Annotated in this window: 15 protein-coding genes, 1 pseudogene and 1 riboswitch; of the genes and pseudogenes, 9 read left to right on the top strand and 7 right to left on the bottom strand. The window is 72.0% G+C overall.

Going from position 1 to position 17,102, the window contains the following annotated elements:
- The 5 genes from ACF1AG_RS18660 to ACF1AG_RS18640 all read left to right on the top strand — a co-directional run.
- A partial coding sequence (locus ACF1AG_RS18660) for a flavodoxin-dependent (E)-4-hydroxy-3-methylbut-2-enyl-diphosphate synthase (RefSeq protein WP_391810056.1) occupies nucleotides 1-501 on the top strand: 501 nt, incomplete at its 5' end.
- 28 nt (nucleotides 502-529) lie between these two features.
- On the top strand, nucleotides 530-2,443 hold the full coding sequence (gene dxs, locus ACF1AG_RS18655; RefSeq protein WP_359607449.1) for a 1-deoxy-D-xylulose-5-phosphate synthase: 1,914 nt from the start codon (nucleotides 530-532) through the stop codon (nucleotides 2,441-2,443).
- Nucleotides 2,440-3,855 (top strand): aspartate aminotransferase family protein, encoded by a 1,416-nt coding sequence (locus tag ACF1AG_RS18650; RefSeq protein ID WP_359607447.1) that lies wholly within the window; start codon nucleotides 2,440-2,442, stop codon nucleotides 3,853-3,855. Before dxs ends, ACF1AG_RS18650 begins: the two co-directional genes overlap by 4 nt.
- Before the next feature lie 78 nt (nucleotides 3,856-3,933).
- A complete protein-coding gene (locus ACF1AG_RS18645; protein WP_359607445.1) occupies nucleotides 3,934-4,557 on the top strand; it encodes an XRE family transcriptional regulator in 624 nt (207 codons plus the stop codon).
- Nucleotides 4,554-4,682, top strand: a complete 129-nt coding sequence (locus ACF1AG_RS18640; protein ID WP_078493074.1) for a DUF6126 family protein — start codon at nucleotides 4,554-4,556, stop codon at nucleotides 4,680-4,682. The genes ACF1AG_RS18645 and ACF1AG_RS18640 overlap by 4 nt, the downstream gene beginning before the upstream one ends.
- Before the next feature lie 15 nt (nucleotides 4,683-4,697).
- On the opposite strand, the gene ACF1AG_RS18635 is transcribed toward ACF1AG_RS18640, so the two are convergent.
- Entirely contained in the window at nucleotides 4,698-5,495 is a 798-nt protein-coding gene (locus ACF1AG_RS18635) for a tyrosine-protein phosphatase (RefSeq protein WP_359607443.1), read from the bottom strand.
- A gap of 520 nt (nucleotides 5,496-6,015) precedes the next feature.
- Nucleotides 6,016-6,180: riboswitch (cyclic di-AMP (ydaO/yuaA leader) on the top strand.
- A gap of 4 nt (nucleotides 6,181-6,184) precedes the next feature.
- Here ACF1AG_RS18635 and ACF1AG_RS18630 point away from each other — a divergent pair.
- From ACF1AG_RS18630 to ACF1AG_RS18615, 4 genes and pseudogenes are all read left to right on the top strand, one after another.
- Entirely contained in the window at nucleotides 6,185-7,111 is a 927-nt protein-coding gene (locus ACF1AG_RS18630) for a peptidoglycan DD-metalloendopeptidase family protein (protein ID WP_359607441.1), read from the top strand.
- 238 nt (nucleotides 7,112-7,349) lie between these two features.
- Nucleotides 7,350-8,135: an SGNH/GDSL hydrolase family protein gene (locus tag ACF1AG_RS18625; protein ID WP_387795294.1), complete on the top strand. Its 786-nt coding sequence runs from the start codon at nucleotides 7,350-7,352 to the stop codon at nucleotides 8,133-8,135.
- A gap of 289 nt (nucleotides 8,136-8,424) precedes the next feature.
- Nucleotides 8,425-9,615 carry an MBL fold metallo-hydrolase gene (locus ACF1AG_RS18620; protein ID WP_387795281.1) on the top strand — a complete coding sequence of 397 codons (1,191 nt, stop codon included), beginning with the start codon at nucleotides 8,425-8,427 and terminating at the stop codon, nucleotides 9,613-9,615.
- Between the two features lie 75 nt (nucleotides 9,616-9,690).
- Nucleotides 9,691-10,641 (top strand): annotated as a pseudogene (locus ACF1AG_RS18615) (DUF4241 domain-containing protein); the annotation flags it as partial.
- 5 nt (nucleotides 10,642-10,646) lie between these two features.
- Here ACF1AG_RS18615 and ACF1AG_RS18610 read toward each other — a convergent pair.
- The 6 genes from ACF1AG_RS18610 to ACF1AG_RS18585 all read right to left on the bottom strand — a co-directional run bounded on the left by ACF1AG_RS18610 (nucleotide 10,647) and on the right by ACF1AG_RS18585 (nucleotide 16,993).
- Nucleotides 10,647-11,363, bottom strand: a complete 717-nt coding sequence (locus ACF1AG_RS18610; protein WP_391810055.1) for a DUF6461 domain-containing protein — start codon at nucleotides 11,361-11,363, stop codon at nucleotides 10,647-10,649.
- Nucleotides 11,364-11,661: 298 nt separating this feature from the next.
- Nucleotides 11,662-13,047: an MFS transporter gene (locus ACF1AG_RS18605; protein WP_359600783.1), complete on the bottom strand. Its 1,386-nt coding sequence runs from the start codon at nucleotides 13,045-13,047 to the stop codon at nucleotides 11,662-11,664.
- Between the two features lie 50 nt (nucleotides 13,048-13,097).
- Nucleotides 13,098-14,021, bottom strand: coding sequence for an amidohydrolase family protein (locus tag ACF1AG_RS18600; protein ID WP_391810054.1), 924 nt, complete (start codon nucleotides 14,019-14,021; stop codon nucleotides 13,098-13,100).
- 14 nt (nucleotides 14,022-14,035) lie between these two features.
- A complete protein-coding gene (gene ligK / locus ACF1AG_RS18595) occupies nucleotides 14,036-14,719 on the bottom strand; it encodes a 4-carboxy-4-hydroxy-2-oxoadipate aldolase/oxaloacetate decarboxylase (protein ID WP_391810053.1) in 684 nt (227 codons plus the stop codon).
- A gap of 64 nt (nucleotides 14,720-14,783) precedes the next feature.
- On the bottom strand, nucleotides 14,784-15,809 hold the full coding sequence (locus ACF1AG_RS18590) for an amidohydrolase family protein (RefSeq protein WP_359600786.1): 1,026 nt from the start codon (nucleotides 15,807-15,809) through the stop codon (nucleotides 14,784-14,786).
- The gene (locus tag ACF1AG_RS18585; RefSeq protein ID WP_391810052.1) at nucleotides 15,806-16,993 is read right to left on the bottom strand and encodes a 4-oxalomesaconate tautomerase; all 1,188 of its coding nucleotides are present in this window, start codon (nucleotides 16,991-16,993) and stop codon (nucleotides 15,806-15,808) included. The genes ACF1AG_RS18590 and ACF1AG_RS18585 overlap by 4 nt, the downstream gene beginning before the upstream one ends.
- Between the last annotated feature and the right edge of the window lie 109 nt (nucleotides 16,994-17,102).

Raw genomic sequence — 17,102 nt, 5'->3', positions numbered from 1 at the left:
GAGGCGGGGCCGGCGTTCCAGGGCACGATCAAGTCTGCCGTCGCGTTCGGGGCGCTGCTGTCGCAGGGCATCGGTGACACCATCCGTGTGTCGTTGTCGGCGCCGCCGGTGGAGGAGATCAAGGTCGGCATCCAGATCCTGGAGTCGCTGAACCTGCGTCAGCGGGGGCTGGAGATCGTGTCCTGTCCGTCGTGCGGGCGGGCGCAGGTGGATGTGTACAAGCTGGCGGAGGAGGTCACCGCGGGTCTGACCGGCATGGAGGTGCCGCTGCGGGTCGCGGTCATGGGCTGTGTGGTGAACGGCCCGGGTGAGGCGCGTGAGGCCGATCTGGGTGTGGCCTCGGGCAACGGCAAGGGGCAGATCTTCGTGAAGGGCGAGGTCATCAAGACCGTGCCCGAGTCGAAGATCGTGGAGACGCTCATCGAAGAGGCGATGAAGATCGCCGAGCAGATGGAGAAGGACGGTATCGCGTCGGGGGAGCCGGCCGTCACCGTGAGCTGAACAGCACGGAACCGAAGGGGGCCCGAGCGTGACGATTCTGGAGAGCATTCGGCAACCACGTGACCTGAAGGCGCTGACCGAGGCGGAACTCGGTGAACTGTCCGACGAGATCAGGCAGTTCCTGGTGCACGCGGTCGCCAGGACCGGGGGCCACCTCGGACCCAACCTCGGGGTGGTGGAGCTGACCGTCGCCCTGCACCGGGTCTTCGAGTCCCCAGTGGACCGCATCCTGTGGGACACCGGCCACCAGTCCTATGTGCACAAGCTACTGACCGGCCGTCAGGACTTCTCCAAGCTGCGGGGCAAAGGGGGCCTCTCCGGCTACCCCTCCCGCGAGGAGTCCGAGCACGACCTCATCGAGAACAGCCACGCCTCCACCGCACTCGGCTGGGCCGACGGCCTCGCCAAGGCCCGCCGGGTGCGCGGAGAGAACGGGCACGTCGTCGCGGTGATCGGTGACGGCGCGCTCACCGGCGGGATGGCCTGGGAGGCGCTGAACAACATCGCCGCCGCCAAGGACCGGCCGCTCATCGTCGTCGTCAACGACAACGAACGCTCCTACGCCCCCACCATCGGCGGCCTCGCGAACCATCTCGCCGCCCTGCGCACCACCGACGGCTACGAACGTGTCCTGGCCTGGGGCAAGGACGTCCTGCAGCGCACCCCCGTGGTCGGCCCGCCCGTCTACGAGGCGCTGCACGGCGCGAAGAAGGGCTTCAAGGACGCCTTCGCCCCCCAGGGCCTCTTCGAGGACCTGGGGCTGAAGTACGTCGGCCCGATCGACGGCCACGACATCCGGGCCGTGGAGTCCGCGCTGCGCCGCGCCAGACGCTTCCACGGTCCCGTCCTCGTGCACTGCATCACCGAGAAGGGCCGCGGTTACGAGCCCGCCCTCGCCCACGAGGAGGACCACTTCCACACCGTCGGGGTGATGGACCCCCTCACCTGCGCTCCCCTCGCCCCCTCCGGCGGGCCGTCCTGGACGTCGGTCTTCGGCGAGGAGATCGTCAGGATCGGCGAGGAACGCGAGGACGTGGTCGCCATCACCGCAGCCATGCTCCACCCGGTCGGCCTCGGCCCGTTCGCCGAGCGCTTCCCGGACCGGGTGTGGGACGTCGGCATCGCCGAGCAGCACGCCGCCGTCTCCGCCGCCGGTCTCGCCACGGGCGGACTCCACCCGGTCGTCGCCGTCTACGCCACCTTCCTCAACCGCGCCTTCGACCAGCTCCTGATGGACGTGGCCCTGCACCGCTGCGGCGTCACCTTCGTCCTGGACCGGGCCGGCGTCACCGGCACCGACGGCCCCTCCCACAACGGCATGTGGGACATGTCGGTGCTCCAGGTCGTCCCCGGCCTGCGCATCGCCGCGCCCCGCGACGCCGACCAGCTGCGCACCCAGCTCCGCGAGGCGGTCGCCGTGGACGACGCGCCGACCCTGCTGCGCTTCCCGAAGGAGTCCGCCGGCCCGGCGATCCCGGCGGTGGACCGGATCGGCGGTATGGACGTGCTGCACCGAGCGGACGACCCCGAGGTGCTGCTCGTGGCCGTCGGGGTGATGGCGTCCGTCTGCCTCCAGGCCGCGGACCTGCTCCAGGCGCGGGGGATCGGCTGCACCGTCGTCGACCCCCGCTGGGTGAAGCCCGTCGACGCCGCCCTGCCGCCGTTGGCCGCCCGGCACCGGCTGGTGGCCGTCGTCGAGGACAACAGCCGCGCAGCCGGGGTGGGTTCCGCGGTGGCGCTGGCGCTGGGCGACGCGGACGTAGACGTGCCGGTACGGCGGTTCGGCATCCCGGAGCAGTTCCTCGCGCACGCCAAGCGCGGGGAGGTCCTCGCCGACGTCGGTCTCACCCCCGTCGACGTCGCCGGGCGGATCAGTGCGAGCCTGGCCGCCCGGGAGGAAGTCGCGAAACAGTCACCGGACGCACAGGAGCACCAGGCATGACCACCGCGGAGTCCGCGTCGGAGTCGTCACAGGCCGGGAAGTTCGACCTCGGCGCGCTGCTGGCCGAGCGCGGGGCCGAGCGCTACGAGCTGCACAACCGGTACCTCAACCCGCAGCTCCCGCGCATGCTGCACACCATCGGCTTCGACAAGGTCTACGAGCGCGCCGAGGGCGCCCACTTCTGGGACGCCGAGGGCAACGACCATCTGGACATGCTCGCCGGGTTCGGGGTGATGGGGCTCGGCCGCCACCACCCCGTGGTCCGCAAGGCGCTGCACGACGTCCTGGACCTGTCGCTCGCCGACCTCACCCGCTTCGACTGCCAGCCGCTGCCGGGCCTGCTCGCCGAACGGCTCCTGGTCCACAGCCCGCACCTGGACCGGGTGTTCTTCGGCAACAGCGGCACGGAGGCCGTGGAGGGCGCGCTCAAGTTCGCCCGCTACGCAACCGGCCGCCCCAGGGTGCTCTACTGCGACCACGCCTTCCACGGGCTGACCACCGGCGCCCTGTCCGTCAACGGCGAGTCCGGCTTCCGGGACGGGTTCGCCCCGCTGCTGCCCGACACGGCCGTGCCGCTCGGCGACCTCGACGCTCTGGAGCGGGAGCTGCGCAAGGGCGACGTGGCCGCGCTGATCGTGGAGCCGATCCAGGGCAAGGGCGTCCACGAGGCCCCGCCCGGCTATCTGCGGGCGGCGCAGGACCTGCTCCGCCGGCACAAGGCGCTGCTGATCGCCGACGAGGTGCAGACCGGGCTCGGCCGCACCGGTGACTTCTACGCCTACCAGCACGAGGAGGGCGTGGAGCCGGACCTGGTGTGCGTGGCCAAGGCGCTGTCCGGCGGGTACGTGCCGGTCGGGGCCACGCTCGGCAGGGACTGGATCTTCAAGAAGGTCTTCTCGTCGATGGACCGGGTGCTGGTGCACTCCGCCAGCTTCGGCGCCAACGCACAGGCCATGGCGGCGGGCCTCGCGGTGCTGTCGGTCATGGAGGACGAGCAGATCGTGGCGCACGTGCGCAGGGTCGGGGACCTGCTGCGGACCCGGCTGGCCGCCCTGACCGACCGCTACGAACTGCTCGCCGACGTCCGCGGCCGGGGCCTGATGATCGGCATCGAGTTCGGCCGGCCCCGCTCGCTGAAGCTGCGCTCGCGCTGGGCCATGCTCCAGGCGGCCCGCAGGGGACTCTTCGCGCAGATGGTGGTGGTCCCGCTGCTCCAGCGGCACCGTATCCTCACGCAGGTGTCCGGGGACCACCTGGAGGTGATCAAGCTGATCCCTCCGCTGATCGTCGACGAGGGGGACGTGAACCGGTTCGTGGACGCCTTCACCGCGGTGATGGACGACGCCCACGACGGCGGGCTCATCTGGGACTTCGGCAGGACCCTGGTGAAGCAGGCGGTCGCCAACCGCTGACCGCGCGGCGAGCACGAGGACTTTGCCTCTGAGGCAACAAAATTGCCCCAAAGGCAAAGTCCGGTGCTCAATGGAGGCATGAGCTCCTCCGAGTCCGACCCGCGGGACGAGCCTGTCGAGGCCCTCCCCGCGGTCGCTCCTCAGCTGCGTGCCCTGCGTCGGCGGGCCTCCCTGACACTGGAGGCCGCCGCACGGCAGGCGGGCCTGTCGCCCGCCCACCTCTCCCGGCTGGAGACCGGACAGCGCCAGCCCTCGCTGCCGATGCTGCTCTCCCTCGCGCGGATCTACGGGACGACCGTCTCCGAGCTGCTCGGGGAGTCGGCCGCCGACCGGGACGCCGTGGTGCGCGCCGCCGACATGGAACCCACGGCGGCCGGCGGCTGGACGTACTGGCAGGCCGGGGCCGCCGGGCGCGGCATGCAGGCGCTGCGGGTGCACGTGCCGCACGGCTCCCAGGGCGACATCGTGCGCGTCCACCCCGGCGAGGAGTGGCTGTACGTCCTCAAGGGGCGGCTGCGGCTGCGCCTCGGGGACACCCTCCACCGGCTGTCCCCGGGCGACAGCGCCCACTTCGACTCGCTCACCCCGCACCGCATCGCCGCGCAGGACCCCGACGGGGTCGAGCTGCTGTTCGTGCACACCCTGCTGCAGAGTCCCACGGCCGCCCTGTGCCTGGGCCCGACCCATGGAGAGACACCGTGACCGGCAAAGACATGGAGGAGAAGTTCCCGCGGGCCCTCTGGGTGAGGCTCTTCGTCTACGTGGTGGTCGGGCACCTCTTCGCGGCCTTCATCTACTTCCTCTTCGAGATCGCGCCGAAGAAGTAGCGGCCGAGGCGGACGTCAGTCGAGCAGGCGCTCGCGCAGCCGCTCCCGGTGGGCCGGGGTGAGCCCGAGCCCCTGCTCCAGGTAGGCGTCCACGCCGCCCCAGGTCTCCCCGACCGTGTCGAAGGCGGCCGTCAGATACTCCTCGCGCGCGTCGAAGAGCGGGCTGAGCAGCTCCATGACCTCGGGGGAGTAGGCGTCGGGGGAGCTGCCGCTGCGCCGTACCTTGTAGCGGCGGTGCTTGGCGTTGGACTTCAGGTAGTCCTCGACGATCGCGTCGCGCTCCACACCCACGGCGAGCAGGGTCACCGCCACCGAGAGGCCCGCGCGGTCCTTGCCGGCCGCGCAGTGCATCAGCGCGGGGACGCTGTCCTCGGCCAGCGCGCGCAGCACCTGGGAGTGCTCGGCGGTGCGCTCCTTGATGATCATGCGGTACGAGGTGATCATGCGGTCGGCGCCCTGGCCGCCGGCGAGGATCGCGCGCAGCTGGTCCAGGTCGCCGTCGCGCACCATCTTCCAGAACTCCGCGCCGTCGGCCGGGTCGCTCAGCGGCAGGTTGACGTTGCGCACGCCCGGCAGCGCGACGTCCGGGCCCTCCAGCTTCTGGTCGGCCGCGTTGCGGAAGTCGAACACGGTGTGCAGGCCGAGCGAGGCCAGGAAGGCGGCGTCCTCCGCGGTGGCGTGGGCGAGGTGACCGCTGCGGAACAGCACCCCGTGCCGCACCCGACGGCCGTCCACCGTGGGCAGCCCGCCCACATCGCGGAAGTTGCGCACCCCGGTCAGCTGGGGCTCGGTCGACGGGATCTCCTGCGTCACGGACGGCTCCTCCCACTCCGCGCCGTCGCCGCGGCTCGTCGACGGGCACCACTCGACGATACGACATGGCTGTCAGGGGCAATGAGTTGTCGGCCGCCCTGACGGCGTTGGAATATGTCGCTTTCTGTTTGCCCGTGAGGGGAAGGTCCCGGACCCGGCTCGCCAAGATCAAGATGTCGCGATTGCACCGGGCGCCCCGTTCGACTTCATAGTCAATAGGGTGATGTGTCCGAATAGAGTATTTATGGTTAACGTGCCCTGATCGAAGGGGAATTGAGGGGGGAGTGCGTGAGCATCGTCATACCGGTGACCGTGTGCTGTCGCCATGCTCACGTAATTCCCCTCCGTGACAAGGGATTTCACCGGCGGGTCACTCGAGAGATCGACGCACGGTGACGTCTTTTCCCCCTTTCGATCACGGAAAAAGCGGGTTCGCGGGAACCCGCGCTTGTTTCGCCGCGTCGAGGTCGCTTACGTTCCCAACCGATCCGGACGGACGCCTAATCCTGCCGCCGCCCGGAGCCCGCACACACTGACCCGACGTACGGCAGGAGCGGGGGACCCACAGGTACAACTGCCTGTTCCGGGCCCCGGAAACAGGCTTGGGGTTAAGCCGCGCAGCAACGCGGCCGGACATCTCCAGTCCGCACCCGACAGCTCACCTCGTAGGCGCCGGAGAGGAATTCGTCATGCCCGCGAAGGGTAAGCACCGCCGTACCAAGGCCCAGCTCTTCACCCGCTCCATCGCCGTCGCCGGAACCGGTGGCGCCGCTCTCGCCCTGCCGTTCCTCGGCGCCACCGGCGCGCACGCCGCGACCCCGCAGTCCGCCCCCGAGACGTCGGTCCGGTCGCTGTCCGTCACCGGCCAGCAGGCCAAGGCCGAAAAGGGCGACGAAGCCCGCACGTACACCGTGAAGGCCGGCGACTACCTCGCCAAGATCGCCGAGGCCGAGCACGTCGACGGTGGCTGGAAGCAGCTCTACGCGGACAACCGCGAGGCCGTCGGTGACGACCCGTCGCTCATCCACCCGGGTCTGAAGCTCTCCATCGACGGCAAGGCCGCCGCCAAGAGCGCCCCGCAGCAGTCCACTTCGCCGCAGGCCGCCAAGCCCGCCGCGCCCAAGGCCGAGAAGCCGGCCGAGAAGCCCGCGCAGAAGGCCGCCGAGGAGTCCTCCTCCAACGAGGCGTCCACGCAGACCGCCCCCGCCTCCGGCTTCACCTCCCCGGTGCCCGGCGGCGGCATCGGCACCGCCTACAAGGTGGCCGGCGGCATGTGGTCCAGCGGCTACCACACCGGTGTCGACTTCAGCGTCCCGACCGGCACCTCCCTGAAGGCCGTCGGCGCCGGCACCGTCGTCTCCGCCGGCTGGGGCGGCGCGTACGGCAACCAGGTCGTCATCCAGCTGAACGACGGCCACTACGCCCAGTACGCCCACCTGTCCTCGCTGTCCGTCTCCGCCGGCCAGACGGTGAGCGCCGGCCAGCAGGTCGGTCTCTCCGGTGCGACCGGCAACGTGACCGGCCCGCACCTGCACTTCGAGATCCGCACCAGCCCGGACTACGGCTCGGACGTGGACCCGATCTCGTACCTCCGCGGCAAGGGCGTCTCCCTCTGACCCCTCGCGGCACCCCTTCCTGACACGCGCGCCTAAGGCCGACCCCGATCCACGGGGCCGGCCTTCGGTGTGTCCGGGGCCCGCGCCAGGCGCGGGACCGTACCTATTCCTGGCTTGGCCAAACCTTGAAGTGGCTTATCTCACCGCGCGTCAACCCCCGCCTACGGTCGCGTAGGTCACATCCGAAGGTGAATCATGTCCGGCTGTGGCAGACGATTCGAAGAGTGACAAGGCAACAGTGATCGGGTCGTACGTGGCGGTGGGGGACAGCTTCACCGAGGGCGTCGGCGACCCCGGCCCCGACGGGGCGTTCGTCGGCTGGGCCGACCGGCTCGCCGTTCTGCTCGCGGACCGCAGGCCCGAGGGCGACTTCCGGTACGTCAACCTCGCCGTACGCGGCAAGCTGCTGGACCAGATCGTGGCCGACCAGGTCCCCCGGGCCGTCGAACTCGCCCCGGACCTGGTCTCCCTGTGCGCGGGCGGCAACGACATCCTGCGCCCGGGCACCGACCCGGACGAGGTGGCCGAGCGCTTCGAGAAGGCGGTCGCCCAGCTCGCGGCGGCGGCCGGCACGGTCCTGGTGACGACCGGTTTCGACACCCGGGGCGTCCCGCTGCTCAAGCACCTGCGGGGCAAGATCGCCACGTACAACGGGCATGTGAGGGCGGTCGCCGACCGGTACGGCTGCCCCGTGCTCGACCTCTGGTCGCTGCGCAGCGTGCAGGACCGCAGGGCGTGGGACACCGACCGGCTGCACCTCTCGCCCGAGGGCCACACCCGCGTCGCACTGCGCGCGGGCCTCGCCCTCGGCCTCAAGGTCCCGGCCGACCCGGAGCAGCCGTGGCCCCCGCTCCCGCCCCGCGGCACCTTGGAGATCCGCCGGGACGACGTCCACTGGGCCCGCGAGTACCTGGTCCCGTGGATCGGGCGCCGGCTCCGCGGGGAGTCCTCGGGCGACCACGTCACGGCGAAGGGGACGCTGTCCCCGGAGGACATCCGCTCGCGGATCGCGAAGGTGGCGTGAGGGCGGTCCGCTCGGCGCCCGGGGTGGCTGGGCCCGCGGGGCGTGTGCGGGCCGGCTCGTGGGTGGTCGCGCAGTTCCCCGCGCCCCCGAAGGGGCGAGGTGCTCGCGCGTCTCGAAGGCGTGGGGCGGATCACGCCCTCAGGGGCGCGGGGAACTGCGCGTAGGCGCGTAGGGGTTCGGGGGCGGAGCCCTCGTGGCGGGAGAGCGGGGGGCGGTTTCCACAACCGCCCCCCGCCCCCGGAGCCGCCGCACATAATGGAAACTCCGAGCGATTCCCTCTGGAGGTACCGTGGCCGCTTCTTCCGCCCCCCGGGCGGGGCTAGGTGCCCTGCGGCCGCCGGCCTTCGGCGCGGAGCCGGCCGGAGAGCGCATGGCGCGGATCCGCAGGTCCCCGCACTTCGCGAACGGCGTGTTCCAGAACCCGGACGGGCCGGCCCGTGTGCGTCCCTCCCGGTCGCGCCGTGACCTCGCCAGGATCTACCTGGACAAGGACGCCCGCTCCCGCCGCGCCCCGCAGGGCGCCATCCCCGTGCACCCCACCACCCTCGCCGACCTGACCCGCCCACCCGCGACCGGGCTGCGCCTGACGTGGATGGGCCACTCCGGCGTGCTCGCGGAGATCGACGGGCAGCGGGCGCTGTTCGACCCCGTATGGGGTGAGCGCTGCTCGCCGTTCCCCTTCGCGGGACCGAAGCGGCTCCACCCGGTGCCGCTGCCGCTGGCCGCGCTCGGCCAGGTGGACGTCGTGGTGATCTCCCACGACCACTACGACCACCTGGACATGCCGACGATCAAGGAACTGGCCGGCACCGACACCGTGTTCGCCGTCCCCCTCGGCGTGGGAGCCCATCTGGAGCGCTGGGGCGTCCCCGCGGACCGGCTGCGCGAGCTGGACTGGCAGGAGTCGACGCGGGTCGGCGGCCTCACCCTGACCGCCACCCCGGCCCGCCACTTCTGCGGGCGGGGCCTGCGCAACACCCAGCACACCCTGTGGGCCTCCTGGGTGGTCGCCGGTGAGCGGCACCGCGTCTACCACAGCGGCGACACCGGCTACTTCGACGGCTTCCGCGACATCGGGGCGGCGCACGGCCCGTTCGACGCGACGATGATCCAGGTCGGCGCCTACTCGGAGTACTGGCCGGACATCCACATGACGCCCGAGGAGGGCGTGCGTTCCCACCTCGACCTCCAGGGCGGCGACCCGGGCGGCGTGCTGATGCCGATCCACTGGGGCACCTTCAACCTCGCCCCGCACGCGTGGGCGGAGCCGGGGGAGTGGATGAAGGACGCGGCCGGCGCGGTGGACCAGGCCGTCGCCTTCCCGCGTCCCGGTGCCCCCTTCGAGCCGGGTGGGGAGCTGCCGACCGAGCCCTGGTGGCGGGCGCTCACCCCGCCCGTCCCGCGCGTGTGGCACACCGGCGGCCCGAAGCGCAGCGAGGAGACCACCAGCGGCGAGCCGAACCTCGCGGGCGACCGCTGACCGGTCGGCGCGGGACGACCCTGGAGACAGCGCAGACCCTGACTGTCGGACCCCGCTGCCAGACTGCCGACTGTGATGATCGACAGACTTGATGTGTCGTACGGCGACATGTGGGGCTCCCATGAGGGGCCGACTCACCCGGACCCGATACCGAGCGCGCTCGCGGCCCGCCGACATGCCGCCGGGATGTCGTACGCGGTGCTGCTCTCCTCGCGGGAGCGACCGCTGGGCATGGTCGAGCGGTGGCCGCGCGGGAGGTGGCGTGTGTACCTGTTCGACGACGCGTCCCGGCGCGCGCAGATGATCGACTTCGAGCCGTTCGGCACGGGGAAGCTGCTGGCTTCCCGGAACACCCGACTGACCGAGGGTGACCGGGAGACCCAGACCGTCGAAGGGCTCTCCTGCCCCGCGCCGGACTTCGGCGACTGGCAGGTGTTCGCTCCGTTCCTCGCCCAGCAGGGGCACGAACCCGCCGCGACCGTGGTCCTCAACGACGTGTCGGTGCACGAGGGAGCGGGACCGCTGCGTCCCACCAACATCGAGCGACTGTTCGTGCCGGGCCCGCGCGACACCCCGGACGGGCCGGCCGTCGTCGAGCTCGGCGACGCCGGTCCGCTGCGGATCACGTCGGGGCGGTTGGCGGTCTCGGACCCCGGCTGGGTCACCGAACCGCGGACCGTCGCCGTGCCGCCGGGCGAGTACCCGGTCACGCTGTCGCTCCTGTGCGCAACCCATGAGATCAGGGTCGCCGCAGCCAAGGTGACGTTCTCCGACGCCCCGCCCCACGCGTGGGAGATGACCCTCCGCCCCGACGAGGACCCGGAGCTGCTCGGCGAGGGCGAGTTCTACGGGGTCGGCGTCGACACCGGCACAGTGGCCTTCATGGACGCGACCCGGACCGTGGACGAAGAAGGTCTGGACGAGGACGTCTTCCTCCCCCTCTCCTTCGTCGACCGTCCCAGCGTCGAACTGCCCGGCACGGAGACCGAGCCGAACCTCATCGCCTTCAGCGCCGGCTGGGGCGACGGGTCCTACCCCGTCTGGACCGGCCGCTCCGAGGACGGACAGGCCGCCTGCGTCGTGGTCGACTTCCGGCTCCATCCCGCCGACCAGGAAATGGAGACCCCCGGCGGGACCGGGCCCTCGCCCGCGTAGGAAACGCCCGGCCCGGCCGTCGGAGTCCCGTCCTCGGCGACCGTCAGGCCGGGCCACGGGCCGGCGAGGACCGCGTCGTCCAGAGTGACGCCCAGGTGGTCGAGCACGAGAGCCACCACCGGCTCCATCCCGAGGCCCTCGCCGCCCTGTGCGGCAAGGGCCTCTTCCGCCTGGCCCCACCACGGGCCGTGCGGCTCCGACCGGCTGTGCTCCATGCCGGGCTCGAAGTACTCGACGCACTCGCCGTCGCGCCAGTGCTGGAAGACGTCGACCCCGTCGGTCGTCGCCACGGCGTACGTCTCGGTGCCGCGGGACAGCGCCGCGAGCGCTCCGTCCCCGAAGCCGATGGTGCCGTCCTCCTCGACGCAGAAGGTCCACTCACCGATCCGTCCGGCGCGCAGGAGCGAGACCGGGCCGTCCTCCGACGCCGCCGCGGCCATGTCCGACGCCGCGTCCCGGTCCAGCAGACGTGCCCGCTCCGAATCGGCCCCGTACCGGGCGAACACCTCCTCGGGTCCCAGATCGCGGGTGAACGTGACGCACATCCAGGCCCGCGCCCACCCGAGCGAAGCCGCGTCCGCACCTGTCCCCATGTCCTGCCTCCGCCCTCCGCCCCCGGGCATCGCCGCCGGGCGCGTGCGGCTCATATTGCCCGGCTCGTGCGGAGCACCTGCCCTTCACCCCCGCTTCCTCGGTCCGGCGGACCCGGTCGTGACGCGGTCGGACGGGCGCGGCGGGCACCGGACGCGGGTTCCGGTGAGCCGTGCCCCGCTCCGCACGATCGCCACCCCGTAGGACGGCGGCCGGCCATGTCTCGTACAGAGGTGTCCCTGCGACGACGGGCGGGCCGGAGCGTGTGCTCCGGCCCGCCCGTCGCCCGCCCGCCCGCGCTCAGGGCGTGGCCGTGACCGACTTCGGCTGCGTACCGGCCGCCGCCGCCTCCGCCGCCAGCCTGCGCCGCCGTGTCGCCGGGCCGAAGACCGCCAGGACCAGCGCGCCCAGCGTCCAGGTGCCGGCGATGACCATGAACACCGCCTGGTAGCCGATGCCGTTGTAGACGCCGGCGATCATCAGCGGGCCCACCGCGTTGGACAGCCGGCCCAGACCGTAGGCGATGCTCGTGCCCAGCGAGCGGCCCTCGGTGCCGTACAGCTCGGGGGCGTAGGCGTACGCCAGGGCCGTGTAGCCGCGCTCGAACAGGTTGACCAGGAAACCGAACACGACGATCAGCACCGGCGTGAACGTCAGCCCGTAGAGCAGGCCGGACGCGGCGATGACCAGGCCGAACACCACCAGGCACCACTTGCGTTCGAAGCGGTCGGTGACCATCGCCGCGAGGAACGAGCCGAGCGGCGCGCCCACGGTCGTCAGCGCCACGTAGAAGATCGAGTCCTCGACGCTGACGCCCTCGGCGGCCAGCAGCGTCGGCGCCCAGCTGGAGTAGCCGAAGAATCCGATGGTCTGGGTGATCCACAGGACCGACAGCAGGATCGTCGGGTACAGGAACTTCTTGTCCTTCAGCATGCCCGGGCCGGGCTTGACCGAGGCCCCCTTCGGCTTCGGCTGCTGCGGCTCGGGCAGCGGGCCGTGCTCGGCCGTGGCGCGCGCCTCGATACGGGTCAGCGTCGCCTCGGCCTCCTCGTGGCGGCCGCGCTGCTCCAGCCACTGCGGGGATTCCTCGAGCCGCCGCACGAAGAAGAGGAACAGCGCGCCCAGCGACCCCCAGAGGTAGACCAGCCGCCAGGACCAGTCGGTCATCGGGACGACGGCGGAGGCGATCAGGTTGGTGACGGGCGTGCCGCAGATGCCGACGACGATGGCGTACGCCTGGAACTTGCCGCGCTTGGCGCTGGGGAACAGCTCGCTGATGTAGACGACGGCGACGACCGTCATCGCCGACAGGCCCGCCGATGTCAGCACGCGGAACACGCCGAGGGACCAGATGTCCCAGGCGAACACGCAGGCGAACGACCACACCGTGAACCACAGGGTCGTCAGGGTCAGCGTCTGTCTGCGGCCCAGCCGGTCGGCCAGCCCGCCGGCCACGACGGCGCCGACGAACATGCCTACGAAGGACAGCGAGGTGACGTACGCGACGTGGTTCACGTCGGCGCCCCACTGCTCGCGCACCACCGGTGCCGTGATGGCGAAGGTGTTGATGTCCGCGAACTCGAAGAAGTAGGCGAACGCCACCGCGAGGATGGTCCGCTTGTGGAACTTCGTGATCGGCAGCCGGTCCAGCCGGTTCGCCGCGTTGGTGGTACGGATGTGCTGCACTGCACGCTCCTGGGAGGGGGTGGACCCGTCTCACCGGGCCGGGGGTGACGTCAGCGGACCTCTTCGGGCCAGTACAGACGCAGGGGGTTGTCGACCAGCAGCGCCCGCCGGCGCTCGGCGGTGGTGGCGACGTGCGGGATGTGGTCGACCAGCAGCCCGTCGTCGGGCATGTGGTTCTTCAGGTTCGGGTGCGGCCAGTCGGTGCCCCACAGCGCCCGGTCGGTGAACTCCTCGACGACCTTGCGGGCGAACGGCACCACGTCCCGGTAGGCGTGCCGCTCCCCGTCGAGCGCGGGCGGTCCCGAGACGGTCAGCCGCTCGGGGCAGGACACCTTCACCCACACGTCGTTCGCCGCCACGAACCGCAGGAACCGCGCGAACTCGGGCCCGTCCGCGCTGCGGGTGACGTCCGGGCGGCCCATGTGGTCGACGACCAGCGGCACGGGCAGGGAGGCGAAGAACGGCTCGAGGTCCGGCAGGTCCGCCGCCTCGAAGTAGAGGACGACGTGCCAGCCGAGCGGCGCCACCCGGCGGGCCACGGTCTCCAGCGCCTCGCGCGGCGCCGCGTTCACCAGACGGCGGACGAAGTTGAAACGCACGCCGCGCACCCCGGCCTCGTGCAGCCGCCGCAGCTCCGCGTCGGTGACGTCCGGGCGCACCGTCGCCACCCCTCGGGCGCGTCCGCCGGCCGCGTGCAGGGCGTCCACCAGGGCGCTGTTGTCCGCGCCGTGGCAGGTGGCCTGCACGATCACGTTGCGGTCGACGCCCAGGTGGTCGCGCAGCGCGAAGAGGTCGTGCTTGGAGGCGTCGACCGGCGTGTACTTGCGCTCCGGGGCGAACGGGAACTCGGCGGCGGGGCCGAAGACGTGGCAGTGGGCGTCCACCGCCCCCGGCGGCAGGACGAAGACGGGCTTGCTCGGCCCCCGGTACCGGTCGAGCCAGCCCGGGGTGACCGCGGTGTCGTGGTCGGTCATCGTGCTCCTCGGATTCAGTCGAAGTAGGTGAGGCCGAGCTCGGCCAGCGGGCCGCGCATGCCGTACATGTCCAGGCCCAGCTCGCCGGCCCGGAACCGCTCCCGCTTGCCCTCCTCCGCCGCCTCGCGCCGCGCGGAAGCCTCCGCGACCTCGGCGGCCCGGGCGGCGGGGACGACCACCACGCCGTCGGCGTCGGCGACGACCACGTCACCGGGTTCGACCAGCGCGTTCGCCACGACCACGGGCACGTTGACCGACCCCAGGGTGGCCTTGACCGTGCCCTTGGCGTTCACCGCCCGGGAGAAGACGGGGAAGTCCATCCCGCGCAGCTCGTCCACGTCACGGCAGCCGCCGTCGATCACCAGGCCCCGGGCGCCCCGGGCACGCAGCGAGGTGGCGAGCAGCTCGCCGAAGAAGCCGTCCTCGCTCTCCGTGGTGCAGCCGGCGACCACCACGTCCCCCTCGCGCACCTGCTCGGCGGCGACGTGCAGCATCCAGTTGTCGCCGGGCTGGAGCAGCACGGTCACCGCGGTGCCGCACAGTTTCGCGCCCTCGTACACGGGCCGTATGTAGGGGCGCATCAGACCGAGGCGGCCCATCGCCTCGTGCACGGTCGCGACCCCGAACCGCGACAGGGCCTCGACCGCGGCCGGATCGGCGCGGTCGACGGTCCGGTGGACGACTCCGAGGTGGTGCATGGTGCGGCTCCTTGCTTCTGCGGGGCATTGTCGGCCCGCGGTGAACGGTCGGGGTCGGCGGGGGTCAGCGGCCCTGGGCGGCCAGCCGGGCGTCGAGGCGGGGGTGGACCCGCCGCGCGTTGCGCTCCTCGACGGCGGCCAGGTCCTCGGGGGTCAGGCCCGCCTTCTCGACGTAGCGGCGGGTGTCGTCGAAGTGGTGGCCGGTGCGGGGATCGACGCCGCGCACCGCGCCGACCATCTCGGAGGCGAACAGGACGTTCTCCACGGGCATCACCTCCAGCAGCAGGTCGATGCCGGGCTGGTGGTAGACACAGGTGTCGAAGAAGACGTTGCGCAGCAGCGACTCCTCCGGCTCGGGGCGGCCCAGCGCCTGCGCCAGCCCCCGGAAGCGGCCCCAGTGGTACGGCACCGCGCCGCCGCCGTGCGGGATCACCAGCCGCAGCTCCGGGAAGTCGGCGAACAGGTCGCCGGTGAGCAGCTGCATGAACGCCGTGGTGTCGGCGTTGAGGTAGTGCGCACCGGTGGTGTGGAAGGCCGGGTTGCAGCTGGTGGAGACGTGCACCATGGCCGGCACGTCCAGCTCGACGAGCTTCTCCCACACCGGGTACCAGGACCGGTCGGTCAGCGGGGGAGCGGTCCAGTGGCCGCCGCTCGGGTCCGGGTTGAGGTTGACGGTGACCGCGCCCAGCTCCAGCACCGCCCGCTCGATCTCCGGGACCACGGTGGCCGGGTCCACGCCGGGGGACTGCGGGAGCATCGCGCCGGGGACGAAGCGGTCCGGGTACAGCTCGGACACCCGGTGGCACAGGTCGTTGCAGACCCGCGCCCAGGCGGCGGAGGTGGCGAAGTCGCCGATGTGGTGCGCCATGAAGGAGGCGCGGGGGGAGAAGACGGTGACGTCGATGCCCCGCTCGTCCATGAGCCGCAGCTGGTTCGTCTCGATCGACTCGCGGATCTCGTCGTCGCCGATCACCGGGCCCGCCGGGTCCGGCGCCCCGAGCGGGTCGGTGAGCGCGGCCACCTGCGCGTCCCGCCACTGCCCGAGGGGAGCGGGGGCCGTGGTGTAGTGACCGTGGATGTCGATGATCACGCGTGCTTCTCCTGACGGACGGGAGTGGGGTCCCAGACGGAACGGGGGACGAGCAAATCGCCGGCCATGAGGAGCCGGGCGGTGCGCAGCAGCGCGGAGCGGGTCACCCGCTGCGGGTCGGCGGGGTCGAGGCCGAGGGTGACGCTGAACTCGCCGGACGGGTGCTCGACGGAGACGGTGGGCTCCGTGCCGGACACCCCGGCCGCCACGTCCCGGGCGACGGTGCCCTCGATGACGCAGGCGGTGGCGGCGGTGACGGCGGCCAGCACACCGATCGACTGGTGGCAGACGTGGGGGATGAGGCTGCGGGTGGTGAGCGTGCCGCCGTGGCGGGGCGGCGCGACCAGGGTCATCTTCGGGTAGTTCCGCCCGCGCACGTCGCCGAGGCCCATCGTCTCCCCGCACACCAGGCGCAGCGCCTCGACGCGGGCCTTGAGCGCCTCGTCGGCGTCGATGTCCGCCGGCGACTCGTAGCCGGTGGCGCCCAGGCGGGCGGCCTCGACGACGACCAGCGGCTGGCCGTTGTCGATCAGCGTGACGTCCACGGCTCCCACGCCCGGCACCCGCACGGTGTCGCGGGCGCGCCCGGTGGGCAGCAGTGCCCCGGCGACGGAACCGGCGGTGTCCAGGAAGCCGATCTCGACGGGGGCGGCGGTGCCGGGGACGCCGTCGATGCGGGCGGCGCCGTCGTAGGAGACGTGCCGCGTCCCGTCGGCGTCCTCCGGGGTGCCGACGGTGATCTCGGCGACCATGCCGGTGTTCCGGGTCAGCACCCGGGCCGTCGTACGGTCGCCGGCCGGCACCACCATGCCGGTCTCGACGGCGAAGGGCAGGACGGCGGCGAGCATGTTGCCGCAGTTGGCCGAGGTGTCGACGACGTCTCCGTCGGGCTGCACCTGGGCGAAGGTCCACTCCACGTCGACGCCGGGCCGCATGCTTGGCCGCACCAGGCCGATCTTGCTGGTCAGGGGGTGTGCGCCGCCGAGGCCGTCGATCTGTCGCGGGTCGGGCGAGCCCATCGCCGCCAGCAGCACCGCGTCCCGCGGGGCGGGGTCGGCGGGCAGCAGCCGCGCGTCGAAGAAGGGCCCGCGTGACGTGCCGCCCCGCATGAACAGGCAGGGGATCGCGGTCTGGGAGCCGCGGCGGGCGACCTCGGGGACCCGGGCGGCTGCGACGGCGGACATGGTCGCTCCTTCGGTGGACGGAATCACGGTGGGCGGCGTGGCGCCGGACGATGTGAAGATGCGAGGAAGCTAAATCATCAACGAGATTGTTGACAAGACGTTCCGACGA

It is taken from the genome of Streptomyces sp. NPDC014764 (genome assembly GCF_043082785.1).
Taxonomy (GTDB): Bacteria; Actinomycetota; Actinomycetes; order Streptomycetales; family Streptomycetaceae; genus Streptomyces; species Streptomyces althioticus.
This window is presented reverse-complemented; position numbering and strand designations above follow the sequence as displayed.